General features: G+C 46.3%; 16 protein-coding genes and 1 tRNA gene. 2 read left to right on the forward strand and 15 right to left on the reverse strand.

Features of this window, described 5'->3' with window-relative positions:
• Positions 1–64: 64 nt before the first annotated feature.
• The 9 genes from ruvA to SAPGRDRAFT_RS05530 all read right to left on the reverse strand — a co-directional run bounded on the left by ruvA (position 65) and on the right by SAPGRDRAFT_RS05530 (position 13,984).
• The gene (gene ruvA, locus SAPGRDRAFT_RS23255) at positions 65–895 is read right to left on the reverse strand and encodes a Holliday junction branch migration protein RuvA (RefSeq protein ID WP_002657849.1); all 831 of its coding nucleotides are present in this window, start codon (positions 893–895) and stop codon (positions 65–67) included.
• Between the two features lie 432 nt (positions 896–1,327).
• Positions 1,328–4,228 carry a putative LPS assembly protein LptD gene (locus SAPGRDRAFT_RS05495; protein ID WP_002657850.1) on the reverse strand — a complete coding sequence of 967 codons (2,901 nt, stop codon included), beginning with the start codon at positions 4,226–4,228 and terminating at the stop codon, positions 1,328–1,330.
• A gap of 357 nt (positions 4,229–4,585) precedes the next feature.
• Positions 4,586–6,022: a protein kinase domain-containing protein gene (locus SAPGRDRAFT_RS05500; protein WP_002657852.1), complete on the reverse strand. Its 1,437-nt coding sequence runs from the start codon at positions 6,020–6,022 to the stop codon at positions 4,586–4,588.
• 441 nt (positions 6,023–6,463) lie between these two features.
• Positions 6,464–7,723: a 2-oxoglutarate dehydrogenase complex dihydrolipoyllysine-residue succinyltransferase gene (odhB, locus tag SAPGRDRAFT_RS05505; protein ID WP_002657854.1), complete on the reverse strand. Its 1,260-nt coding sequence runs from the start codon at positions 7,721–7,723 to the stop codon at positions 6,464–6,466.
• Between the two features lie 81 nt (positions 7,724–7,804).
• Complete coding sequence (locus SAPGRDRAFT_RS05510; RefSeq protein ID WP_002657856.1) at positions 7,805–8,986, reverse strand: hypothetical protein; 1,182 nt, start codon at positions 8,984–8,986, stop codon at positions 7,805–7,807.
• Positions 8,987–9,167: 181 nt separating this feature from the next.
• Positions 9,168–10,412, reverse strand: coding sequence for a hypothetical protein (locus SAPGRDRAFT_RS05515; protein WP_002657858.1), 1,245 nt, complete (start codon positions 10,410–10,412; stop codon positions 9,168–9,170).
• Positions 10,413–10,498: 86 nt separating this feature from the next.
• The gene (locus tag SAPGRDRAFT_RS05520; RefSeq protein WP_253271274.1) at positions 10,499–11,629 is read right to left on the reverse strand and encodes a hypothetical protein; all 1,131 of its coding nucleotides are present in this window, start codon (positions 11,627–11,629) and stop codon (positions 10,499–10,501) included.
• Complete coding sequence (locus tag SAPGRDRAFT_RS05525; RefSeq protein ID WP_002657861.1) at positions 11,583–12,713, reverse strand: hypothetical protein; 1,131 nt, start codon at positions 12,711–12,713, stop codon at positions 11,583–11,585. The genes SAPGRDRAFT_RS05520 and SAPGRDRAFT_RS05525 overlap by 47 nt, the downstream gene beginning before the upstream one ends.
• A 50-nt stretch (positions 12,714–12,763) precedes the next feature.
• Positions 12,764–13,984 carry a hypothetical protein gene (locus SAPGRDRAFT_RS05530; RefSeq protein WP_002657863.1) on the reverse strand — a complete coding sequence of 407 codons (1,221 nt, stop codon included), beginning with the start codon at positions 13,982–13,984 and terminating at the stop codon, positions 12,764–12,766.
• A gap of 182 nt (positions 13,985–14,166) precedes the next feature.
• Here SAPGRDRAFT_RS05530 and meaB point away from each other — a divergent pair, with 182 nt between their 5' ends.
• A complete protein-coding gene (gene meaB / locus SAPGRDRAFT_RS05535; protein WP_002657865.1) occupies positions 14,167–15,249 on the forward strand; it encodes a methylmalonyl Co-A mutase-associated GTPase MeaB in 1,083 nt (360 codons plus the stop codon).
• 306 nt (positions 15,250–15,555) lie between these two features.
• Here the strand turns inward: meaB and SAPGRDRAFT_RS05545 are convergent, their stop codons facing one another.
• The 5 genes from SAPGRDRAFT_RS05545 to SAPGRDRAFT_RS05560 all read right to left on the reverse strand — a co-directional run bounded on the left by SAPGRDRAFT_RS05545 (position 15,556) and on the right by SAPGRDRAFT_RS05560 (position 22,630).
• Entirely contained in the window at positions 15,556–18,999 is a 3,444-nt protein-coding gene (locus SAPGRDRAFT_RS05545; RefSeq protein ID WP_002657867.1) for an efflux RND transporter permease subunit, read from the reverse strand.
• Positions 19,000–19,394: 395 nt separating this feature from the next.
• Entirely contained in the window at positions 19,395–20,330 is a 936-nt protein-coding gene (locus SAPGRDRAFT_RS05550; protein ID WP_002657868.1) for an efflux RND transporter periplasmic adaptor subunit, read from the reverse strand.
• Between the two features lie 66 nt (positions 20,331–20,396).
• A complete protein-coding gene (locus SAPGRDRAFT_RS22850) occupies positions 20,397–20,567 on the reverse strand; it encodes a hypothetical protein (protein ID WP_002657870.1) in 171 nt (56 codons plus the stop codon).
• 25 nt (positions 20,568–20,592) lie between these two features.
• On the reverse strand, positions 20,593–21,990 hold the full coding sequence (locus SAPGRDRAFT_RS05555) for a TolC family protein (protein WP_002657872.1): 1,398 nt from the start codon (positions 21,988–21,990) through the stop codon (positions 20,593–20,595).
• A gap of 13 nt (positions 21,991–22,003) precedes the next feature.
• Positions 22,004–22,630: a TetR/AcrR family transcriptional regulator gene (locus tag SAPGRDRAFT_RS05560; RefSeq protein ID WP_002657874.1), complete on the reverse strand. Its 627-nt coding sequence runs from the start codon at positions 22,628–22,630 to the stop codon at positions 22,004–22,006.
• Positions 22,631–22,890: 260 nt separating this feature from the next.
• Here SAPGRDRAFT_RS05560 and SAPGRDRAFT_RS05565 point away from each other — a divergent pair, with 260 nt between their 5' ends.
• Positions 22,891–23,685, forward strand: a complete 795-nt coding sequence (locus SAPGRDRAFT_RS05565) for an O-methyltransferase (RefSeq protein WP_002657876.1) — start codon at positions 22,891–22,893, stop codon at positions 23,683–23,685.
• 1,055 nt (positions 23,686–24,740) lie between these two features.
• Here SAPGRDRAFT_RS05565 and SAPGRDRAFT_RS05575 read toward each other — a convergent pair.
• A tRNA-Val gene (locus tag SAPGRDRAFT_RS05575) sits at positions 24,741–24,815 on the reverse strand.
• Positions 24,816–25,171 lie beyond the last annotated feature (356 nt).

The following is a 25,171-nucleotide window of genomic DNA, read 5'->3' on the forward strand; positions in this document are numbered from 1 at the left end:
TCGGTCCCACTACTATCTATGGCCGCAAGGGCCATTTGGCTGCTATCGCTAGGCGGCAAACTATCTAAAGCTGGGGCATCAACGAGCTTATCCGTTTCCTTTTTTGGCCTCCTCTGGCCTTGGGGTCTGTACTAGGCAGTTGATCGAGGCCCTCATCGCTAGCCGCTATTGTTGTATCGCTGGCGGGCAGTTGGGCCGCAGCCGCTTTGCGCGCTTTTTTTTCTGCTTGGAGGGCTTTGCGGGCCATTTTGGCCTGGGGCGTATAATAGGGATATCGGCAGGCAGATTGCCCCAAAAGGAGCAAAATGACGGCAGAAAAAAGGAAACTTTTTATCAATGCTTGCATAGCTAGTATTCTGTTCTGATCTTTTTGGGCCTTTATTTTATTAAAGCCCAAGGCCAAAAGCGCATCCAATGCCTCCGAACGAATAGGGTTCTCCCCCACCGTTTGACCCTGAATAGAAGCCGCAATGGCCTCGCTTACCGCACCACTTTCTTTGAGCAATTTGTCTTTTAACTCCAAAATGATCCGCTTCGCCGACTTTGGGCCAATGCCCTTGGCCGACTTCAATACCGCCACGTTTTCAGCAATAATTGCCCCCCGAATCTCTTTGGCCGACATAGCCGACAACAAGACCCGAGCCGTGTTGGCCCCCACTCCAGATACCGAAATCAACTGCTCAAATAGTTGCAGCTCCTCCGCTGTAGCAAAGCCATATAAGGCCTCTTGGTCCTCTTTTACCAAATGATGCGTGAGCAACTTGGCCTTATCTAAGGCTTGCACCGCCTGATAGGTCTGCAAACTGATGTGGAGACGATATCCCACGCCACCAACATCCATAATCAATTCTGTAGGGCTCTTATATACGAGCGTACCATGCAAGTAGGCAATCATAATTTCCTTTAGATAACGATAACAAAAAGCAAAACGTGGGTAACTTGACCCTTTTGTCTGCCTTTAGATGCAAAAAAGCCCTAAAATAGGGCTAATCAATCGGGTTTACAAGTCGCTAAGATACAACAGATTTTTACGAACTTGCAAATCTACCCCGCTCTCCCTGCTTTTTTCCTAACTGTTTCTTAATTTTTTTTTGGGGCTGCCCCGCCCTGCAGGCGGGTCGGGCCATTGCACAGCTCGCAGGTCTGCTCGGCCCTGCGCGGGCTGCGCCCGCTTGGTCTGCCGCCTGCGGCGGCCCTGCTACAGCCCCTCAGCCGCGGGCCTTCGGCCCTTTCTACTGTAGGTGGAAACCTACAGCAATAATGGTATTGCTTCGCAATGGTATAAATAAAGGCTCAAAACCTAGGTTTTGAGCCTTTATACTAACCCTTAGTAGTCATCAAAACGAGTTTTGTTCACCGGCAATTTAAGAAAGCCCAAGGAACCCGGACGCACCTGCACAAAGAAGTTCCAAGTCTGCTGCTCCGGCTGCCAACGCATGCCCATCTCCCAACAATGCAAGGATCGACTAAAACCAAAGTCCGGATAGGTAATCCGCTTTTTGTCAAAATCATAGCCCATTCTGTAAATCCGAATGTCCCAGTTTTTAGATAAACGAAAAGCTCCCGACATGGAAATCTCATTGGCCGTAAATTGTAAACTATCCACCCCCTCTATATACGCTCGACTAAAGCGTAGGTTGTAGTTCAAACTCAATTGCTGAAGAATGTCAAAGGATTTGGCCTCTTCTTCTTTCTTGCTCTTCGATTTATAGGGGTCCGAAAATAATTGCTTGAGCGAGTTGGGGTTGATTTGCGTACTCAAGGCCAAAGCCCCAGAGGTGAAACGTGCCAAACGACCGTTTTTGGTCCACTCTAAGGTGTTTAAACGCCTATTGGTATTTTCATCGGCAATGTAGGGATCAAAAACCATAGAAAAAGTCGCATTGACCATCTTAAATAAGGTAGTGTTGGCGTTCAAGTTGATGGTGGACCAACGCAGACTGTCCGCCGCAAAGTTGTAGTTCCCCGATACATTCAAGTTGTTCAAGATCGGAAATTTGTTGCTCTTCTGTTTGCTGGTATCTCGACGAGAACGCTTGAGCTTTCCCTCTATCCGACTATTCAAACTATAGGTCAATAGGGCCTGCTCTCCCCCTGAGGGTACAGCATCAAAACGACGGTAGGTCGTCAGCTCATCTGGATAACGAGTGTCCGTTTGGACCTCTCCATAGTATCCCCAAAAATCACTCTGGTAGTCGGGCCGCCAACTTAAGCCAAGATTGGGACGAATGACCGCCCGCACCTTTTCTAAACGACCAATGTTATAGGTCCCCGTGGCAAAAAGCTGGGTACTCATGTTTACCCCCGCACTAAAGTTCCGTACGGCATTAAAGCCATAGTCTCTAAATGTATTTAAGGTGCCAAAGGTAGTATCCGCATCAATATTTGAGATGATCGTCGGATCATCCTCATCATAGCTGGTGTCGGCAGAGATAACTAATGTGGGGTCAAAACTTTGCTCATTGGCGTAGAAGTACCAACTCTCCTGATAAGAAATAGTAGGCTGTACATTGATGTATTTAAATAATTTGAGCGATAAATTGACTCTTGGCGAATGCACCACCGAATATTTGGCCTCTTCCATCGCATCAGCCAAACCATCTGCAGAAAAGAGCAAGCTGTCCGCAATCTGAAAGCTGTTGTTGGCCGTGGCCGAATAAGAAAATCCTATCCGCTCGTACCAACGCTGTTTGCCTAACTGTATCTTCCGCTGAAAGGGGTAGATTTGGTTCATGGTCAAGGTCGTTTGCGGAGCCGTAATGTTCATGGTATTGCTGCTGGTGTTCTGCGAGTGACGGGCAGCAATGGCCAAGGAGAAAGGAGTCCCCAAAAAGCGTTTGCTATAAGAAATACTCGATTGTAAGGTAGACTGCAAGGTCAAGTTGGCCGAGGGCTCGGTGTTTCTAAAGTAATCAGAGGTCCCTAAGTTTACACTGGCCGAAAAACTTTGGCTGGGGTGCGCCTTGGCATCCTGCTGATGGGTCCAGCTAATGTTAAAGTCTTTGAGCAAGCTATAATCTGGGGTGCCCGGCTCGTCCTCTACGGTCCGCGCATAGCTCATCCGAAAACCTCCAGAGGCCTTATAACGCATTTTATAGTTGGATTCTAAATTTACTCTAAAGGTCCCCCGAGTATAAAAGTCCCCCGTTAGTTTGAGGTCCATTTGGTCACTAATGACCTGATAATATCCAATTTCTCGAATCCCCGCCCCCCAGTTTGGCGAAAAATCAATGTTTGTGCTGAGGATCAAGCCCGATTTTCGGCTGTTGGTGATCGGAAAAAAGCCAAAGGGCAAGGCCAAAGGGGTCGGACTTCCCATAATTTCTATAAAGGAAGGCCCTACCACAATCAATTTACCCGGAATCACCTTGGCCCGACTACTTCTCAGGCCAAAATGCGGATACTTATGATCGCAGGTGGTGTAGGTGCAGCCCCCCGCATATAAAACGTCATTACTGGCCGTACTATCTCCCGATTTACTAATAAATTTAGTCGCTTTTGACAGAAAATAACCGTCGCCTTGCTCCGTGCTGGTATCAAAGACTTTCCCTTTTTTGGTCTTAAAGTTATACATGATTTTCTTGGCCTCAAACTTTTGGTTTCCATCCGAAAAGTAGGGCATTTCTCGAATCCCAGAGGGCTCGGTACTATCCGGAAAACCTCGGGCGGTAGCAATAGAAGTCAAAAAATCTACCTCAATATAGCCCGCCTTGAGCTGATAGCGACCATAGTTAATTTCTGCCGAGCCATAGAGATAAATCTTCTGGTTCATGAGGTCATAAATGGTCGAGTCCTTGGCATCGTATTGCACGGGAGAATCTAGAGAATCGGGATTAAAGACAATAAGCGGCAGACTATCGGCCTGGCTCAAGGCCAAACTGTCGGTCCCACTACTATCTATGGCCGCAAGGGCCATTTGGCTGCTATCGCTAGGCGGCAAACTATCTAAAGCTGGGGCATCAACGAGCTTATCCGTTTCCTTTTTTTGGCCTCCTCTGGCCTTGGGGTCTGTACTAGGCAGTTGATCGAGGCCCTCATCGCTAGCCGCTATTGTTGTATCGCTGGCGGGCAGTTGGGCCGCAGCCGCTTTGCGCGCTTTTTTTTCTGCTTGGAGGGCTTTGCGGGCCATTTTGGCCTGGGGCGTATAATAGGGATATCGGCAGGCAGATTGCCCCAAAAGGAGCAAAATGACGGCAGAAAAAAGGAAACTTTTTATCAATGCTTGCATAGCTAGTATTCTGTTCTGATCTTTTTGGGGCTTGCCCGCCCTTCGGGCGGGCCGGGCTGTGTCAGGGCTCGCAGGCTTGCTCGGCCCTGCGCCAGCAAGCTGGCTGGCTCTGGCCCTTTGGGCCACCCTTATCCATCCCTAAGCCGTTTTGGCCTTCGGCCAAAGGGGCAAAGCCCCTTCATTTGGCCCTATAATTATAGACGTAAGCCAAGGCAAAGGCGTTGGCCACGCAAAAATCTTACTTTTTAGGCCAAAGCCCCAAGTTTTTGCATAGAATGTTAGAAAATAAAAGCCAAACCTCTTTTTAAGAGGTTTGGCTTTTATTTAATGAAAAACAGGGCTGTTCCGTTTTTCATATTAAAGAATACTCAGTTTCCTGATATAGGTATTAAAATTTTCTTTAGACATTTTATTATGTGAATCAGATTTCATCATCAATGTATATCGAAATGACTTACTAAAAATAACAAAGTCACCACTAAAAAACCTTCGCACTTGTCTTATATCATCTCTAGAAATATGATCATACCCTTCTCCATCTACAATGTCATTATACATTTCTATGGGAAGATACTCTTGAGTTGAAATTCTTTCACATAGATACTCCATATTATCATTAAAATCAGATGGTCCTAATGGTGCTAAACTATACGTTTCCAACCTAAAAAAGCTCCCGTTCAAATTTTCAGACATAGACTCAAAAGATAATTTTTTAGGTTTAACAATATCTATAACGCCTGGAAAAATTAGCTCTATACAGCCATCTTCTGAAGACTTCTTTACATCTATTAAGTTATTATGACCATCGTTTGGTTTAAATACATAATTCAATTGATCTATATTACTAATCAACTTTAAAACATTTAATATATCTTTAAAACTACTCCATACAGCCGCATCAGGAATAGACACAGGAAATAAAACATTTTGTATATATCTCCATTGATCATCAACCCTTCCATGATAATTATTGTTCTTTTTTTTCCACAAAAGAAGCTTTTCTAAAAAAAGTTGAGCAGTTGGCCGTTTAGATGGATCATTACTTGTCGATTCTATTAGTAACTCATCTATAGGTATAGTATATTTTTTTTCACTAATATTCAATTCTTGATTCGTACTATATTGCCCTTCAAAACCTCGTTCATTTCCGCATATAACCATCCAAAAGGTCTTTGCTAAAGAATATATATCAGATTTCAAATAATCAATATTACTCTCAGGATATCTACTTATCTCAGGAGCAATGGTCCAGCGTGGTCCTATTCTATCTTTAGGTCCTGTGATGTCTTCCTTATTCGGAAAATCTACTAATCCAAAATCTATAATTACAGGTTTACCATTTACAACGATAAAATTTAATGGTTTTATATCTCTATGAGCAATAGTTCTAGCATGAAGTTGCACTATAATTTGAGTGATTTCAATAAAAACATCTATTTTTTTCTCAAAAGGATAGTTTTTAACAACCTCTACTAGTGGCTCACCTAATGGCATGACATAAAAAGGCGGAGATTCTGAACCTACTTGAGGTAAACTAGAATCTATTATCTTAACTACACCTTTAATATCTTGACAAGATTTAATTATTGTTACCTCATCCTGAAACCGCTGATGTGCCTGTTCTTTTTTTTTGATCAACAATTTAATGGCATATTGTTCATCATCTTTGTTTCTACAAGTCCAGACAGATCCATTTCCCCCATGACTTACTTTTTCAATCAACTCCCAATCTCCATACACATCCCCCCTATTAAATTTCCGCTTCATATTCCCATTATTAAATTTCTTTTCCATAGCTACTTTTAATGTAAAGTAACAAATAATTGCTATAAATGAGAATAATATTATATACGTCTAGCAGGCGGCGAAGCCGCCGCAAAGGAGCGCAGCGACGCGGCAATAGCCAGATTTAAACGCACTCACTTTTATAGTTTGCAGCAATTTCCCGCTAGTCGGCCCTATTTTCCTCGGCCATAGCGAAGGCTATGCCCTTAAAAAATAGCTGGCCTAGCAGAAAATTCATAGCAAACGATGGCCAAAGCAGCGCGATTAAATCTGGCTGAGGGATGGATAGTGGGGCGGCGCAGCCGCAGACCCAGCCGCCTTTGGCGGCGCAGGGCCGAGCAGACCTGCGAGCCACGACACAGCCCGACCCGGCCAAAGGCCGGGGCAGCCCCAAAAAAAAGACCAACCCCAAAAAGAGGTTGGTCCATTATGCTTTATAGGCCTATTGATCTAGAGATCGAGCAACAAGCGAGTAGGATCTTCGAGTAATTCTTTAACTTTCACGAGGAAAGTTACCGAAGTGCTACCGTCGATCACGCGGTGGTCATAAGAGAGGGCCAAATACATCATGGGACGGATTTTGACCTCGCCGTCTATGGCCATGGGGCGCTGCTGGATAGTGTGCATCCCCAAAATAGCCGATTGTGGTGGGTTGATAATGGGCGTGCTCATCATTGAGCCAAAAACGCCACCATTGGTAATGGTAAAGGTTCCGCCGCTCATTTCGTCCAGGGTCAATTTACCGCTGCGGGCCTTGCCGGCAAGCTCCTTGATTTTCCACTCCACATCAGAGAAGCTGAGCGACTCCACATTATGAACGGGAGGCACCACTAGGCCAGTGGGCGTAGAAATGGCGATAGAGATATCGGCATAATCGTGATAAATAAGGTTTTTGCCATCTTCTGTGAGTTGAGCGTTCACATCGGGCATTTCCATAAGGACCTTAGCGCAAGCCTTGGCAAATAGCGACATAAAGCCGAGTTTGATGCCATATTTCTTGACAAAATCCTCTTGGTAAGTTTTGCGCAACTTCATGATATTGCTCAAGTCTACCTCATTGAAGGTAGTAAGCATGGCCGTTTCATTTTTGGCATAGACCAAGCGAGAAGCGATAGTACGGCGCATGCGCGACATCTTCTCTTGGCGTTTTTCGCGGCTAAAGTTAGCGGCTCCGCTAAGGGGAGGAGCGGCCACAGTTTTAGGCGCTTCTTTTTTGGGAGCGGCCTCTTTTTTGGGTGCGGCTTGCTTGTTGGCTATTGCCTTGAGTACATCTTCTTTGATGATACGACCATCTTTGCCGGTGGCTTGGATATCGGCGGCAGTAAGGCCATTTTCATCCATGAGTTTACGGGCAGCGGGAGAAGGATGTCCAGCCGCATAGCTATCCTCTTTGGGGGCAGCTACCTCTGTTTTTTCTTCTTGGGCGGGAGCTTTTTCCTTTACTTCTGGGCTGCTTTCGGCGCCGCCAGAAACGCTCGTATCAATTTTGGCATAAACGCCACCGATTGGAATATCATCATCCTCGGCAGCAACCCAAATAAGTTTACCTGCTTTTTCGGCAGGAGCTTCTACGGTGGCCTTATCTGATTCAAATTCGCAGATGGCCTCATCTTGTTCTACATAGGCGCCATCTTCCTTGAGCCAGGCCGATAGCGTCACCTCTGTAACTGATTCCCCAATTACGGGTACTTTTAGTTCAATAATACTCATTTCTTAAATTGAAATTATGGTGGTATATGGTTCTACTTACAATATATAAATAATTCTAGATATAGGCGACTGCCTTGGGGCCTAGTTTTCCTGATAGATGTAGCTATATTCATCTAATTTGAGCAGTTTTTCGCCTTGAAAAAGCTGTTTTTTCACTGGATTTTGGCGAACATTATACTCAATGATGGTAATAGAATGGGCGCCATTTTCTCTAAACTCCGTTTCGGTATATTTCAGCAGGCGGTCGGCGGCATCATAGCTATATTGCTCTCTGTATTGGGGGCTTCCATCAATGGCCCGTTCATAGAGTTGGAGTTTTCCGGTAGCATTATAGACCTTTTTCTCGGTCTTGATGATGTCCTTTTCTTTTTTGTCTTTATAATCGACTTTTTCGCTAGCCACGGGGCCATTATAGCTAAATTTAGAGGTCTTAAACTTCTTTTTGTAGTTATATTCTACACTTTTAATGGGCCGATTATTTTTGTACTTGCTCACTTTTTTGTGGCGGATAGTCACTTTGCCATTACTTTGGCGCAGGCCATAACTAATTGTCGATTTCTTAATTTCGCCTGTTTTTTTGTTGTACTTATTTTTGGTTTGGTTCCAATCGCTATAGACATAGCCTGTAGACTCTAGCAAAAGGGTATCAAAAAGGTACTTACAATTCATTTCTCGGACCTTTTCGGTGCCCAGCTCACTTTTATCCGTGGCGGTCCATTTAATAATTTGGCCGGCGGCATTGCGTTCCACCTCATCAATATGGATAAGGGGGGGCGAGTAGCTATAATCCGTACTTTTGCTATAGACCAACTGCCCTGTTTTATCGTAGCGGTTTTCGCTGGCTCGGCTTAGTTTTCCTTGGGCATCAAACTGCTGCACCCGCTCTCTTTCGGTAGCGCTATGTTGGTGGCTTTTAAAGGTAGTTTTCTTCTTTTTGGTCTTTTTTGGGCCGCCTTCATAGGCCAAATATTCATTATAAAACTCGCCCATATAGCTGTTGGGGCTATAGCTATAATGATAATGCAATTTGGCGGTTTTTTGGCCCTGGGGGTAGGCATAATGCCAGCGATCTTGCCGCGTCATAATCTGCTTATCATCATAAACAGACTCTCTCAAAATGCTCAGGAACTGCTCGCCTTCTTCGGTAAAGCTATAGCTATGCTGAATAATCTGGCTCACACTATCGAGACGCATCTCGAGTTGGGCCTGAAGCAAGGGCGAAAAGGCCAAGTAACAACTAATAAAAACTAATCGGCTAAACATTGATATAATTTTAATGAGGATACAATTTTGGGGCTGCCCCGGCCTATGGCCGGGTCGGGCTGTGGCGCAGCTCGCAAGTCTGCTCGGCCCTGCAGCCCTTTGGGCTTTGGTCTGGCCCTTTGGGCCACTGCTATCCATCCCTCAGCCAGGCGGCTGCGCCGCCTTCTGGACCCAGAGGGCTCTAATCTTTGCGTTTGCGGGGGTGGTATTCATAAATAAACTCATCCTTATGTACAATGCGGTCATTTTTGAGCAGCTCTAGGCTGGCCACATTCCCCCATTTGTCATAGGTCAAACGCTCTTCTTCTTTTTCGTTACTCTCTCTATTGATTTTGATTGTTTTGATGCGGTTGCCATAATCATCATAGGCATATTGCACAATGCTCACCACCTGTTCATTTCGGCTTTTGGTTTGGACCAAAATATTGCCATAGACATCATACTCTGTATTGGTTACCCAAATGCTTTCTTTTTTAGAGCGCTTGCGTTTTTTCTCTCGGTCAAAGCGTTCGTTTTCGGTTTGGCGGATCAGCACACTATCTCGGTATTCATTGACAAACTCGCTGACGAACTTGCCCTCAATGTATTTTTTCCAGCGAATCAGAAAGCTATTTTCAAAGTAGCGAATATCTTTTCTGAAGAGTTTCCCATTGACCTTTTCTACGGTAATGGATTTAGTGAGGTAGCCATCTTGGTCCCTTTTATAGCGGGTTTTTATTTCTTTTCGGGGTTGGTTGGGTTCTTCCACCAGTTCTAAAGAGCGGATAACCTCTTCCTGTTTATTGTAGAACCAATTTCGCTGGCGGGTAACTATTCCTTTCGTATTAAAGTACTGTTCTACCTCCTTATTTCCGGCCTCATCATAAGTGAGCAGATAGGTAATGGCCACCGAAGCTTGTTGGCCATCTACATAAGAAATTTCTTCAATTTTGTTCTTATTGTTCTTTTGGTCCCAATAAATCTTCACCTCTCTTTCTAGGAGATTATCGCCATTGTAGTGCAGGCTATTTTGGTGGCGGCCTCGGCTATCGTAGCTATGAATAATTTTGCGTTGGCTATTGAGGTTGCTGTCCAAGCTCATCTTAAAGTACTCTTCTCGAGTGACGGCTCCATATTCATTAAAGTACTTTTCGGTTTGGGTTTGCAGCTCCAAGCCCTTATTGAGGGCTGGCACATAATGTTTTTGCTGCAGGAACTTAATCTGTGGTTTTTGGGCCAAGAGGAGCTGCGGCAAAAGGGCCAAAAAGAGGAGAAGAGCGAAGCCTCGGCCTAGCGCTGCGGAATAGTGGCCCGAAGGGCCAGACCGGCGCAGGCAAAGCCTGCGCTGGGCCGAGCAGACTTGCGAGCTATGTAGCATAGCGCCGACGAGCGCAGCGAGGCGGAGGCCCCTAACAGCAGAAAAACCAGATGTTTTGAGTATATTCATTGGTATAGTTGTTTTTCGGGAAAATCGTAAAATTGGGCGATAAAGGTACAGACTAAGGCCCAAAAAAGGGGGGCTCGAGGGGCTTTTTAGTTGGGGTAGTAGATATATTCATAGCTCCGTTCTTGGATAAGTTTTTTATCTAAAAACTGCCGATGTTGGAGGGGCAGGCCTTTGGCGGTATAGCTCAGTTCTTCTTCTTTGACCTCCTCATTGACTTTATCGACGGTTTTTTGACGGATAAGTCGTTGGGCTTCATCATAGAAAAAGTAGCGGACCTCTACCAGTTTTTCTCCTTCTCGGATAGCTTCTTTGACGGGCAGTCCGGCATCATTGTTCTTGGTGCTAATGCTTCGGAGGGGTTGGTAATCCATTTGTTGGAGGGGGTCTTTTCGGCTTTCCTCATATTCTAGGGGAGACAATTGGAAAGGCAAAGGGGGTGGGATTTCGCTGGGGCCCTGCTCTCGAATTTGTTCTTTATCGTGTTTAAAATGGCTATAGAGCACGCCATTTTGGTAGCGTTGCCACTCTGTGATAAAGCAATTTTCAAAATTTCGGACTTCTTTATAGCGGTCTTTGCCATTTTGCAAAATGCTTACTGATCGTTGGATTTGGCCTTTTTTATTATACTCATGCAAAATGCTGAGGCTGCGTTTGCTGCCATCTTCTTGGAGGTCCCAGGCGTTGCTTCCTAGCAGCTCGCCCAATTGGCTATAGAGGTAGTTCACCTCGCTCACCAATTGGTCTTCGGTATTATAGGTTTGGACCTGTTTGATTTGCCCTTGGCTATTGTAGCTATAGAGGGTATATTGCTGCTGAAAACCGGGGGGTTGGTAGGCGGTTTGGGTCACCTTTAGTTTTCGGCCCTGCTCATCTAGTTGTCGGTCTTCGCTCCAGACCAAGGCCTGCATAGAGTCGTAGCGCAGGCGGCCCACCAACTGGCCCAAGCGGTCGTATTTAAAGTGCTCTGCACGTTGAAGCTGTTCGCCTTTATAAAAACTCTGCTGCACCAAATTGCCATAGATATTATACTCTAAGACGGTCTTTTTTTGCAGCAGGCGTTGGTTATCCTTCAGGCGATAATCGAGAATGCGTTTCTCTTTGATCTGCGGAATGCTATCGGTTGCCTGCCCCCAAAGCGAAGGCCCCAAGCAACAGAAAAGCAATAGAAGTTTAGCGATATTGATAATTGTAGCGTTTTTCTGAGATGATCTGTCCATCTACATAAACAGCACGACGTAGCATATTGTTATTGTCGTCAAATTCTTGGACCTCCTCCTCTACTCTTGTTTCTTTCTCTCCTTCATAATCTACTTTCTTGCTACTAATCAAATTGTTGCGTTCGTCATAGCTATAGAAGGTAATCTGCGTAACTACATCATCTACTTTTTGGATGGTCTTGGTTTTGTTCCCCTTATCGTCATATTCATCTTCATTGGCCCAACGGCCAAAGCCGCCGCCGCCAAATCCACCGCCGCCAGCTAGGCCGCCGCCATCATTATTAAAGGTCATCATGACTCTAGCCTTAGAGGGATCAAAGCCGCCTTTTTTGGCGCCTCCAAACTCACTGATCAACTCGCCATTTTTGTATTTGAGTTGTTCTTCTACTCGGTTGCGGACAAAGGTGGTCATCTCTTTATATTTATCCTGACCATCATCTATTTCCTTTTCTGAGGAAGCCAAAAAGCCGTTTTCGTCATATTCGGTTTTTTCGCTTTCCTTATACTTTTTACCAGAGGGCAGCTTTTCCCATTTGGTATACTTGATAATTTCATCATCGGCATTGTACTTCCAGCGCTCCTGCCCTACTTTTTTCCCATCGGGGCTAAAAAGTGTTGTCTTATCGAGCAGGCCATATTCGTCATACTCGTACTCTTTGGTATAACGAGTATCGGGCGCTTTGAGGTAGTCAATGTATTCTAGCTTTACAATGTCTTTATCGTCATTGTAATGGCTTTGTTCCATCTTGAGCGGATCCCCCATTTCATCGTATTCTGTTTCTTCTTCTACTCTCAGAATGCGTCCCTCAAAGGTTTTTTTGATTTCCTTTTGCGGCGTTAATTGACCGATGGGGTTGGCCACAAAGATTTTTTGCAAAATCAAGCGTCCCTGCTCATCATATTCCTTGAGCTCCTTTTTGGTGGTCAATAAACTATCTTTTTGGATCTCTTCCTTGATTTCTCTTTGCTGAAACTCCAAAGATTTCACCTTAGCCTTTTGGGCCAATAGGGGCTGACTAGCCAAAGAAAAGCCAATAAAACCTATCAAATAGGCCGCTTTCTTTATTTTATTATTAGTGATCATACTAAAATTTGACGCTTTTATAGGTTCCTGCAGACAGAATATAGGCAAGCTTAATCCTTATAAAAATAATAGGTTTTCTCAAATTTTCGCCCATCTTCTAGCATTAATGTAGTTCTTTGCTGACGGCCCTTTGCATCATACTGATGACGCAATTCTCTTACTTTTTGCTCCCGGACCCACTGCTCTTCTCGCAAAATTTGTTCCTTGCTATTATAATAAATATCTAGGCGATAATTCAATAGGCCCAAACTATTGTAATAATAGTTTTCTTGCTTTTCCAATTGCCCCAAGCTATCGTAGTAGTATTTCTCTTCTCGCTTGAGCTTGCCCGCTACCCAATAGTTCAATTCGCTCTTTAGGCTGTCCTGAAGATAGCTAATTGCTGTCCGCTCTTTTACTTTCCCATGATCATACTCTATTTCTAGGACCAATTGGCCCTTTTCATATTTCTTTGTATGACATTCACTCAGATAACGATATTTGGGCTGCTTTTTCTCTTTCTGCTCTTCTTCCCCTTTCTTTTTGGGCTTGGGGCTGTTCTTAAAACGCTTGCAGATATGCGACTGGTAAAAGAGTATCCGCCCCTGCTCATCATATTTCCAAACCGTTTTGTACCGCCTGCTGCTGCTCTTGCCTTTCATGAGCTTGGGCTGCCCTTTTCGGTTGTATTTATATTTGTACCACTCTCTGCGCTCTTTTTTATAAACCACCTTGCCGCCCCGCTTTACGGTGCTCCAATGTACATAACGCCCCTTTTTCTTGAGCTTGCCCGCCTTATTGTATTTCATCCGCCAAGACCGATGAGAGGTGCTCCCCCGATAATCAAAGGTCTCTTCGACAAGCAATTGCCCCTTTTCATTATAAGTCAAGCTATCTTCCCGCTGCAACTCTCCCGTTTTATCAAAATAAAGTTGCTTGCTCCGCAATTGCTCGTCGGCCCCATATTTTATATAATGGGTTTTCAAGAGCTGCGACTGAGGCTGCCCGCCCTTCACCGAATACTTCAGTTGCTGCTGCTGCCCCAATTTCGCCTCCTCATCATACTGATACAAAAAAGAAGATTTTAAGCTGCCCGCTGGCTGCTTCCGATACTCGTATTCTTCCTGCCCAACTAGCTCGCCAGCCTCTCCATAACGCCAAACCTGCTTCTTAATGGGCATACTGTCCCCCTCCATATTATACTGGTATTGCTCCACTCGCAATTCCCGATACGCTTGCCCCCAAAGCATAAATGGACATAAAAGGAGGACAAATTGTAGGTAGTTCTTCATATTTTTGTTTAATATTTTGGGGCCTCCCGCCTACGGCGGGCGCTACGTTTCGCAGCTCGCTGTTCGCTCGGCCCTGCGGCGGCTTTGCCGCCTAGGTCTGGCCTAACGGCCACTGCTCCACATCGCTAGGCCAGTCGCTTCGCTCCTTCAACATGCAAAAGATTGGCCCTAAACCTATAGAGATGGAAAATAATAAAGATAAAAAATCAGCCCTGCATATTGCCAAGGGCGTCAGAGAAACGCCAACTTTCAAGAAAAAGCAATTGGCCCGCTTCAAAAGACGAAAACCCTCTGTAGAGGAATTGCTGCAGGGAATTTTGGCCCAAGACCGCCTTTTGCTTAGCCAAGCCATTACCCTGGTCGAAAGCCAAAAAGCAACAGACCGCATCAAGGCCGACCAACTCATAGAGGCCTGCCTCCAACAACAGAAGTCGAGCCTCCGCCTTGGCATTACAGGATCTCCCGGTGTGGGCAAAAGTACGTTTATCGAATCCTTTGGCCAAATGCTTATCCAAAAAGGTTTCCGCCCAGCCATTTTAGCTATTGACCCCAGTAGCCAACGCACGGGTGGCAGTATCCTCGGCGATAAGACAAGGATGCAAACTTTATCTAGCCACCCCCAAGCTTTTGTGCGCCCCTCTCCCGCTGGCGATGCCCTAGGCGGAGTGGCCCGAAAAACCCGAGAGGCCATCTTTTTATGCGAAACGGCTGGCTTTTCTCCCATTATTGTAGAAACCGTGGGGGTGGGCCAATCGGAGCTAGCGGTGCACTCTATGGTCGATTTCTTTATGCTTTTATTGCTGCCCAATGCTGGCGATGAACTACAGGGCATCAAAAGAGGGGTGGTTGAAATGGCGGACCTCCTGCTGGTCAATAAGGCCGATGGCGAAGCCCTGCAAGCAGCCAAAAGAAGCAAGCAACAATACCGCAATGCGCTCCACCTCTTTCCGGCCCAAAAATCGGGCTGGGCCCCCAAGGTGAGTCTGGCCTCTGGCCTACATGCCCAGGGATTAGAAGCCATTTGGGAGCAAATTCAAGACTATTGCCAGCTGACCCAAAATAACAACTACTGGGCTCAAAGAAGAGCCGAACAAGCCGAATACTGGATGCGCCAAAGCATCGAGCAAGAGCTGCTCCGCCACTTCTATGAGCACCCCAAGGTACAGAGCCAATGGCCCGCTTGGCAAAGCGCCGTCCGCAATGGGCAAAGCTCTTCGTTTCGCGCCGCTAGAGAACTCCTCAAATTGGTCCAAAAAGAAGACTAAACCCAGCGGGAGGCGGCGCAGCCGCCTCGGCCACAACAAGGCCTTTAGGCCGCAGTTCGACGACCAAAGGGAGTAACCGATGCGGCGGGGTGGCCGTTAGGCCAGACCAAGGAGCCGAAGGCGACGCAGGGCCGAGCAGACCTGCGAGCCCCAAAGCGACAACAAGCCCTTTAGGGCGCAGTTCGACGACCAAAGGGAGTAACCGCCTGCCGCAGGCAGGAGGCCCCAAAACAGTAGCCCAAAAAACAAAAAAGGCCCCTACCGAAGTAGAGACCTTAAAGTAAGCTTGATCAAAGCCTGGGTTTACTATTTTTTGCGGCCAAAGAGGCTCCCCAAAAAGCTATTCATCTTATACATCATCCAGTACATGGCCGGAACAATGACTAGGGTAAGGAAAGTAGCGAAAATGAGGCCATAGACCACCGTCCAAGACATGGCGCCCCAGAAAGCGGCATTATCGCCTCCCCAGTAAATATTGGGGCTAAGCTCTGTAATTAGGCCATAGAAATCAAAGTTGAAGCCAACGGCTAGGGGGATGAGGCCCAAAACCGTAGTAATAGCCGTGAGGAGTACGGGACGTAGACGGGTTTTTCCGCCCTCAATAATCGACTGTCTGACCTCATCATCGGAGAGTTGGTCTTGGCCCGTTTCCTCCTTCCGCCTCTTCTGCAGAAAGTCCGTATAATCAATAAGTACAATGGCGTTATTTACCACCACCCCAGCCAAAGAGATAATGCCGATACCAGTCATGATGATAACAAGGTCCATACCGGTAAGGATGTAGCCCAAGAGCACCCCAATAGTACTAAAGAAGACCGAAACGATAATGATAAAGGGTTTGCTAAGCGAGTTGAACTGCGAAACGAGGATCAGGAAGATGGCCAAGATGGCAATAGTAAAGGCCGAGCCCAAAAACTCCATAGCGGCGGCTTGCTCCTCTTGTTCTCCAGTAAACTTAAAGCTATAGCCCTCGGGCATATCGTAGTCGTTCATAATAAACTGCAACTGCTGCACCACCTCATTGGCATTAAAGCCCTCTAGCACATTAGAATAGATGGTGATGGTCCGTTTCTCATCCTTTCGCTTAACGGCATTATAGGTAGTGCTGGGCACCTTCTTGGCCACCGAAGAAATGGGAATCTGAACAATTTGTCCGCCTGCGTCCATATTTCGGAAGGTCACATTTTGGTTCATCAGGGCCTCTTGGCTTTGGCGGTACTCCTCGCTAAAGCGGAGCATGATAGGATATTCATCTTCTCCCTCCTTAAACTTAGAGACCTCGCGGCCATAAAGAGACGTACGAATTGTCATGGCAATATCATAGGTAGATAGGCCATAGCGGCGGGCCGCTTCTCGGTCAATCTCGATAAGGTCTTGCTGCACACTAGCATTGACATTCACCTTGAGTTCCTCTACTCCGGGTATATTGGCATTGCGAAGCTTATTGAGGACCGTATTGGCCACTGCAGAAAGCTCTCTCATTTCTACATCATCGCCAGAAATTTCTAGGTTGATAGGCTTACCCGTGGGAGGACCTTCTTGGTTGCGGTCTACCACAATTTCTACTCCAGCATAACCTTGGACCGATTGGCGGATTTCCTCCATAATTTGGCTAGTCAATACCCCTTGGCGTTCGTCGGCAGGCACAAAAGAAACCGTTAGACGGGCCTTGTTGGGCGTGGCGCCAGGCTCGGGGGGACCCGAGGGGTCTGAGGTGTTTTCTCCAATTTGAGAAAGTACGGCCTCAATAACGCCCTTTTCGTCATAGGGGCGAACAACAGCCTCTACCTTGGCTTTTAGTTCCTTCATCAATTCATTGGTTGCCTCAATGCTACTTCCAATAGGAAGATCGACAAAGACATTGACGTATTTGGGTTCTGCCGCGGGGAAGAACTCTACCTTAGGCGGGAAAACCCCCATCAGAATTACGGAAAGAAAGAGCAAGCCAATAACACCCAAAAATAGGAGGTAAGGCATAACCCCTTTTAGGGCAAAACTAATAAATTTGTCGTAGATATTCTCTAGTATAGGGAGAAACTTATCTTGGAAAAAGACAGCCCCAGGAGCAAACAAAAAGACATTCATGGCGGTCAAGATCGTGACGATACCAAAGAGGTTTCGGACCCAATCGCTGCCCGCAATCCAGCCTGCTACGGCAATAATGGCCAAAACGCCAATCCAAATCAAGTTGTTCATGAGCTTCTTCCCTTTCTGCTCCTCAATCTCTTCTGGCGTTTTTTCTTTGGTCATCAAGGCGGCGGTAAATACAGGCGTAAGTACCAAGGCCACAAAGAGCGAAGAAATTAGAACAATAATGAGGGTCAAAGGCAAATAGCCCATAAATTCACCCATCAGGCCGGGCCAGAACAAAAGCGGAAAGAAAGCCGCCAAAGTGGTCGCCGTAGAAGAGATGATCGGCATGGCCACCTCTCCCGCTGCCTTTTTAGAGGCATCCTTGAGGCTATAGCCCTCTTGCACATATCGGAAAACATTCTCCACCACTACAATAGAGTTGTCTACCAACATCCCTAGAGCCAAAATGAGCGAGAAGAGCACAATCATATTGAGGGTAACGCCCATGAGATTTAGGATTAAAATCCCAAGGAACATCGACATAGGAATAGCCAAGCCCACAAATAAGGCATTGCGCAAACCAAGGAAAAACAAAAGGACCAAAACCACCAGGATAATCCCCGAGATGATACTATTTTGTAGGTTAGACACCTGGTTGCGGGTATCTACAGACTGATCATTAAAGATTTGGACCTTCAAATCAGAAGGAAAGCGCTTGGCCTGCGCCTTTTCTACCAACTCCTTAATTTTATCCGAAGCATCCAATAGGTTTTCTCCAGAACGCTTAATCACATCCAAAGAAACCACCTGCAATTGGTCGCTACGAGCAATAGAGGTAGGATCCTCAAAACCCATTTTCACGCTGGCAATATCCTTGAGAAAAACCGGGTTTTGAAACTCCGAGCGGATGATGATATTCTCAATCTCTTGTACATTTTTAAACTCGCCCACTACCCGTACCGAACGGTTAAAGCCCTCCGACTTAAAGTCTCCAGCAGAGAGCGTCAGGTTTTCCATACTAATGGCATTGGCAATATCATTAAAGCTCAATTTGCGGCTTTGCATCTTAAACCAATCCACATCAATTTTTACCTCCTTATCCGAGGTTCCCTTGAGCTTAACTTCCGAGATTTCCGACAGTTTCTCAATTTCATCCTGCAAATACTCTCCATATTGGCGGAGTTCGTCCTCGGTATAACGACCCGATATATTAACCGTCAGGATCGGAAATTCAGAGAAGTTGATTTCAAAAACATCGGGACCCGCCGTTAAATCCTGCGGAAAATCTGCATCGTTTTTGGCCTTGTCTACGGCATCTTTTACCTCCCGCAAGGCCTTTTCTACTTCTACATTGGTATTAAATTCTACAATGATATTCGAGAAGTCCTGAATAGAGGTGGCCTCCAATTTTTTAATTCCCGTAATGGACCCAATCTCTTTTTCTAGCGGAATGGTCACCAGTTTTTCCATATCCTCGGCAGAGTTCCCCGAGTAGGTCGTTCCTACATAAATAGTAGGAATCACAATTTCTGGAAAGGCCTCTTTGGGCATGGTCAAATAAGATTGTGCTCCAAAAAGGAAGATAATTCCCGTTAGCAAAAATATACTAATAGCATTATCTACAGCAAAGTTACTTGGCCCAAAACTCCGGTAGAGTTTCTTTTTTTCTTGGCTCATATCGTTTAATTCTGATTGCTTTGATTTAACTGATCTTTGTTTTTTGGGGCCTCAGCTGCGCTGCGCTTGCTGCGCTACGTTTACTCCCTTTGGTCGTCGAACTGGCGCCCCTATAGGGGCTGGTTGTCGGGGCTCGCAAGCCTGCTCGGCCCTGCAGCCGCTTTCAGCGGCTTGGGTCTGCGGCTTCGCCGCCCCCCTCCATATCGCTAGGCCAGCCAACGCTTGGTCCTTGCGGCTAGAGAAGCGGGCTGCGCCCGCTTCGGCTTAGGGATGGATAGCAGTGGCCCAAAGGGCCAGACCAAAGGCAGGCGAAGCCTGCCTGCAGGGCCGAGCGAGCAGCGAGCTGCGACACAGCCCGGCCCGCCCAAAGGGCGGGCAAGCCCCAAAAAAACAACTTAATTTTTCTGAGCAGTAGTGGAGCTCAGCACCTTCACCTTATCACCATCAATGGCTTTGCGAGCACCTTTCACGATTAGGGTTTCATCGCCTTGCAAACCCGCCTCGAGCATAGTTTCATTTTGGTAGCTACGCCCCAGTTCAACGATGCGCTTTTTGGCTTTTCCGTCCTTGGCCAACATCAGGTAGTTGTTGCCATCTACATCCTGCAAAAGCAAGTTGCTATTGACCACCACCACATCTTCGGCCTCAAAATCCTTAATCTTAATTGTGGCCAAAAGGTTGGGTTTAATCAACCCGCCTTGGCTAGCCAATGGGGCCTCAATGGCAAAGGTTCGGTTGGTAGAGTTGATGCTTCGGCTCACTTCATTTACACGGACCGTTTGGTTTTGGCCAAGGGCTGGAAAATAGAGCTCTACCTGATCGCCTACTTTGACCTTACCCAAAAGGTTTTCGGGCAGCTGTGCCACCACCTTGAGCTGGTTGGTATTGAGAATCTGGATGATAGGGGTGCCCGGGCCTGTAATTTCACCTGCCTTGAGCATGACTTTCTCCACATAGCCCGAAATGGGGGCGTATACATTGGATTTGCTCAGCTCAAACTCTAGGCGCTCCTTACTTTTGGTCAGTTGTTCTACCTGGCTTTCGGCCTGAATAAACTGCACCTCAGAGCCAATCTTTTTCTCCCAAAGCTTTTTCTGCCGATCAAACATGTCTTGGGCCAACTTCAATGAAGTTTTGAGCTCTTCTAGGCTTTTGCGGATGCTTTCTACATCTACCTTAGCCACCAAATCGCCTTTTTTTACAAATTGGTCTTCACGGACCAACATTTTGGTAATTCGGCCTCCAGTTTCAGAGCTAGCAAAAGCGGGATCTTGGGCTGTGGCAATATTTCCCTGTACCTCTACATAATGCGAGAAGGCCTTTTTTTGCACAGGCTGAGTGGTAATATCGACAAATTTCTCGGGCCGAGCCGTGGTGTCTACCTCCCCTAGGCGCTTTTACAATTGGGCCAGTTCGCCTTCTAGGGTTTTGATGGCCTCCTTTTTTGTTTGGATGGCTTGGCGAATTTTAGCGGGATCCTTCATTTGATCGGGCGCTACTCCTGCCCCACCGCAGGCGGCCAAACTAAGGGCCATAAGGGCCACAAAACTATATTTTAGCGTTTTCATGCTGTATAATTGGTTTTAACAAGTTCTATTTCAAGGGATTTCCTAGGGCCTTGTCCAAATCTGTTTTGGCAATGACTAGATCGTAAATAGCATTCATATAATTGGCCTGCGTGCGATAAAGCTCCTGCTCGGCTGTGCTGATTTCTGTACTAGAGCCCACTCCTTCTCTATACTTGAGGCGGGTAGTTTCCAAAATGCGCTCGGCCAAGGCCAAGTTCTTCTTTTGGTTCTCTAGGCGCTCCGAAGCATTGAGGTAGGTGGCTCTGGCATTGCGGATTTCTAGCTGGGTGGCTAGGGTAAATTGCTTAATTTGGATATCCACTTTGGTCGCATCAATTTTGGCCATTTGGATGTTGGCATCCTTCTTAAAGCCATCAAAGATGGGCACATTGAGTTGTAGGCCAATGACCGTAATGGGGTTAAATTCCCCCTGATCACTATCAAAAAGATTGTTGCGTTGTAGCTGGTACTGATGGGCCAAAAAGCCAGATAGATTGGGCAGATAGCCCGCCTTATAGCGCTTCATATTGAGGTCCATCAAATCGCGGTTGAGGCGCAAGACCTCTAGCTCGGGCCGCTTACTAGCCGAAGCCTCCCCCTCTAGATCGTCCTGAGAAGGGGCCTGCATCAGACTTTCCAACTCATCTTTAAGGACAATAGACTCCTCTAAAGGGTAATTCATTTGGAACTTAAGGACATTATAGGCCAATTGCGTTTGCCGCTCTATCATCCCCCTTTCCGATTGCAAATTGGCCAGACTGAGATCTAGACGATCTACATCTAGTTGCTCTACCAAACCACTTTCAAAAAAGGCCTGGGTTTCATCTCGCATATTTTGCAAGTTCTCTAGGTTTTTGTCCAAAACCCCTAGGTTCTCTTCCGCCAACAAAACCGCCAAATAAGCCTTTTTGATGGTGTAGGGAATCTCATGGGCGGTCAGCGTCTTTTGCTTACGGCTCAATTCGGCTACAGAACGCGCCGCTTTTAATCCCACAAAATAAGAACCATCAAAAATGAGCTGGCTCAAAGTAGCCCCAGCGGTCAAAGTATTGGTGACCCCAAATTCAGCAGGGAACAAACCTGCATCGGGTAGGTTTGCTGTAGTTCCTTGCGGAACGAGCTGATAGCCCTCTAGGGTCCCCACCACAATAGGCGAAATAAAATCGGGTAGATACTGTACGGGCAAGTTCGCATTGTAGTTATACTCTACAGTACCACTCAATTGGGGCAACCCAATGGCCCGAGTATCTCGGATTTGTTGCTTAGCATATAGAATATCCTGCTCTGCAGTTTGCAGATCTAAGCTTTTATCTAAGGCATAATCAATGGCCTCTTCCAAAGAGAAACTAGCCGGAGATTGAGCCGAAGACCAGCCCGCCAAGAAGAGAAAAACAAGGCTGTACAGCCCTTTGCTTAAGTTCATCTCAATTTTATATTTAGGAAGGTGAAAAAAGTTGTTCTAATTGTTCTAGGTAGTCCTTAAGGGTCGCCTTGCCCTTATCCGACACAATGCCGTGCAGATGATAAGCCATCATGGCCCGATGCATACTGGAACGAGAAAACTTATCAGGCGGAAATAATTCAGCATCCAAAAAGAGCTCGACCATACCTATATATAGACGGCTCACAATTTCCGCATTCAAATCAGGCCGATATAAGCCCTCCTCTATGCCTCGATCCATATTGCTTTTCATCATATTAAAGATGAAGGTCTTGCGAAACTTATCAAATTCGCCCCAAACCGCCTTATGGTATTTTCGCAAATCAAACATCAAAGAAGGGTTGATATGCTGAATATTTTTCTGAATCTCTCGACCCGTCAAAAACATTTCTTCCAAGGCATTTTTAGCCTCCTGCTGTACCAACGTACAAGTCAGCTTCTCTTGATCAAAATGCAGCCGTAATACCTTCATGATAAGATCCTGCTTGTTCTTTATATGTACATAAAGCGTCTTTTTAGACATGCCCAACTCTCGAGCAAGGTCCGACATCGTAACGGAGCGAATGCCGTACTGCCGAAACATTTTATCCGCAGCTGCTAATATTTTTTGTAGTTCGTCCACAACATCAAATTTTATTTTGTCAGTAGTTCTCTAGTGCTTTTTATTTAGCCTGTAAAGTACAAAAAAGGAAACTTTTAATGTTTCTTTGGTTTCCTCCTGGACCTAAATCCCTGCTTTACAGTGGCGAAACTAAGGACTAAAACTCGGAAACCCAAAATATGTTTAAAGTTTCCTCGGTTTTTTTATCATTTTTTTTGTTCGCTTGGGAGCCCCAAGGGCTGCTAGATTTTTTCTTAACTTGGGCACAAATCAATAGAACTATGTGGACTGCGCTTTTTTCCTTCTATCAACGGGCTCAATCGGGCCGCAAAATAGCTTGCCCCGCCTTGCAAGCATGGCGAGAATTGGTCTTGGAGGATCATCGGCAATTTTATTGTTTTTCGGCCCTAGAGGGACAGCGCGATTTACTCCGACACGATAGTCGGCCCATTCAAATTCAAGATTTGGGCGCAGGCAGTCGAAAGTCAGCCCCTAAACGAGTATCCGATTTGGCGAGGCGCTCGCTCTCTCCCGCCTGGCAGGCCCAGTTCTTATTTCGCCTCATCAATTTTCATCAGCCCCAAACAATCTTGGAGCTAGGGACCTCCTTGGGCATTTCGGCGCTTTATCAGCATGCGGCCAAGCGCTCGGCCCAAATGATTAGCATAGAGGGCTGCCCCGAAATTCACGCTATTGCCCAAAAGAATGCCCGCTTGTTTGGCGCCTCCACTAGTTTGCAGCTTTGGCAAGGCAGCTTTGCGGAGCTATTGCCCTCGGCCCTGCAGCAGTTGGGCCAGTTGGATTATGCCTTTATTGATGGGCATCATTTGCGGCAACCCACCCTAGATTATTTTGAGGCTTGCCTGCCTTATTTGGGCCCCAATGCCCTCCTGGTTTTCGACGATATTTATTGGTCCGAGGAGATGCAAACCGCCTGGAAAGAACTCAAGGCTCACCCTAAAGTCAGTTATAGTATTGATTTGGGCTGGGCGGGCTGCCTCTTTTTTGCCCCCCGTCCCCAAGGCTGGCCCCAACAGCTAGAGTTGGTTCCTTTTTGGGCCAAACCTTGGTCTTAACTAGCTTGTTTTCTTCTTTTTTTGGGGCCCGCGGCCAGCAAGCTGGCCGCCGCTATGCTTTGGGGCTCGCTATTCGCTCGGCCCTTCGCTGGCTGCGCCAGCTTGGTCTGGCCTACGGCCACCCCTCCGCAGCGCTGGGCCGCTCAACGGTCTTTTTTCTTTTGGCGGTCTTCTTCGGCAGTTAATTTTATAAGCTCTAGGCTAGCTTTTCAAACAGCCCTCTAAAGAGGGCCTTTGGATAAGGATCTTCTCTGCAATAACTATTTACTAAGGCCATCTATATCCACCTTTGAGGCCCTTTAGGGCTGACTCCATTGGATTAGCCTAGGGGCTTGTCCCTAGGCGATGATTGGCTGCCCCTGCTTTTGAGTCTTTAGCTGGACTCATTTATTGCTCCTATTATAGTAGTTCTACTGTTCCAATACACTAGTTGTAGTGCTCGCATACCGTAGCTATACTGTATGATTGAGGTAGTCAAAGTCCTCTATATACGTTATGGAAGTGTATAACATACGTTGTGTAAGTGTATGATATAGGTTGTGGAACTATATCATATAGGTTATAGAACTGCATAATATAGGTTGTAGGACCCCAAATAGACGTTCCAGGACGTCTACTTTGGGGTCCCTAGACGTCTATTTGGGGGTTAAGGGACTTATCTCATGGGGTCTAACAACCTATACAATAGAGTCCAGAACGTACCTAATGGGGTCTAGGGACCTCCTCCATGGGGTTAGGGGACCTATATCATACAGTTCGAAACGTCTATTATGGGGTTGAGGGACCTATCTCATGGGGTCTAACAACCTATACAATAGAGTCCAGAACGTACCTAATGGGGTTGAGGGACCTACTCTATAGGGTTAGGGAACCTATATCATACAGTTCGGAACGTCTATTATGGAGTTGAGGAACCTATATCATAGAGTATAACCACCTCTATTTAGGTTTTGGGGACAAAAAAGGGGGAGCTTTAGGCAGGAAGAAAGAAGAATCAGGACAGATCTAGGCACAAAAAAAAAGAGTCACTGATAAAATCAGTAACTCTTTTGTAGTGGGCGAAGAGGGATTCGAACCCCCGACCCTCTGGGTGTAAACCAGATGCTCTGAACCAACTGAGCTATTCGCCCTTATTTTTGTGTTGCTTTCCGTTGAATGCGATGCAAATATACGGCAAGAATTTAAACTTCCAAACATTTTTCAAGAAAAGGGAGAAAAAAACGGCAAAAAAACCTAAACCTTGGGCCAAAAGCCCTTTTTACTGGCCTTCTTTGTATTTTCGAGCTAAATTTTTCATAAAAATTATTTTGTATTCCTGCATCTAGCAGGCGGCGAAGCCGCCGCAGGCTGAGGGATAGTAGGGGGTGGCCGCAGGCCAGACCGAGCTTTTTTGAGCAAAGCGAAAAAAAGCGCAGGGCCGAGCGAACAGCGAGCCCCCGCATAGCCCGACCCGCCCGCAGGGCGGGGCAGCCCCAAATACATCTTA

Origin of the sequence: Saprospira grandis DSM 2844, assembly GCF_000275825.1 — a bacterium.
Lineage (GTDB): Bacteria > Bacteroidota > Bacteroidia > Chitinophagales > Saprospiraceae > Saprospira > Saprospira grandis_A.

Excerpts from the sequence above, each read along its gene's own strand:
- ruvA (WP_002657849.1), bottom strand. The coding sequence starts at position 895 with ATGATTGCCTACTTGCATGGTACGCTCGTATATAAGAGCCCTACAGAA.
- SAPGRDRAFT_RS05495 (WP_002657850.1), bottom strand. The coding sequence starts at position 4,228 with ATGCAAGCATTGATAAAAAGTTTCCTTTTTTCTGCCGTCATTTTGCTC.
- SAPGRDRAFT_RS05500 (WP_002657852.1), bottom strand. The coding sequence starts at position 6,022 with ATGGAAAAGAAATTTAATAATGGGAATATGAAGCGGAAATTTAATAGG.
- odhB (WP_002657854.1), bottom strand. The coding sequence starts at position 7,723 with ATGAGTATTATTGAACTAAAAGTACCCGTAATTGGGGAATCAGTTACA.
- SAPGRDRAFT_RS05510 (WP_002657856.1), bottom strand. The coding sequence starts at position 8,986 with ATGTTTAGCCGATTAGTTTTTATTAGTTGTTACTTGGCCTTTTCGCCC.
- SAPGRDRAFT_RS05515 (WP_002657858.1), bottom strand. The coding sequence starts at position 10,412 with ATGAATATACTCAAAACATCTGGTTTTTCTGCTGTTAGGGGCCTCCGC.
- SAPGRDRAFT_RS05520 (WP_253271274.1), bottom strand. The coding sequence starts at position 11,629 with ATGGACAGATCATCTCAGAAAAACGCTACAATTATCAATATCGCTAAA.
- SAPGRDRAFT_RS05525 (WP_002657861.1), bottom strand. The coding sequence starts at position 12,713 with ATGATCACTAATAATAAAATAAAGAAAGCGGCCTATTTGATAGGTTTT.
- SAPGRDRAFT_RS05530 (WP_002657863.1), bottom strand. The coding sequence starts at position 13,984 with ATGAAGAACTACCTACAATTTGTCCTCCTTTTATGTCCATTTATGCTT.
- meaB (WP_002657865.1), top strand. The coding sequence starts at position 14,167 with ATGGAAAATAATAAAGATAAAAAATCAGCCCTGCATATTGCCAAGGGC.
- SAPGRDRAFT_RS05545 (WP_002657867.1), bottom strand. The coding sequence starts at position 18,999 with ATGAGCCAAGAAAAAAAGAAACTCTACCGGAGTTTTGGGCCAAGTAAC.
- SAPGRDRAFT_RS22850 (WP_002657870.1), bottom strand. The coding sequence starts at position 20,567 with ATGAAAACGCTAAAATATAGTTTTGTGGCCCTTATGGCCCTTAGTTTG.
- SAPGRDRAFT_RS05555 (WP_002657872.1), bottom strand. The coding sequence starts at position 21,990 with ATGAACTTAAGCAAAGGGCTGTACAGCCTTGTTTTTCTCTTCTTGGCG.
- SAPGRDRAFT_RS05565 (WP_002657876.1), top strand. The coding sequence starts at position 22,891 with ATGTGGACTGCGCTTTTTTCCTTCTATCAACGGGCTCAATCGGGCCGC.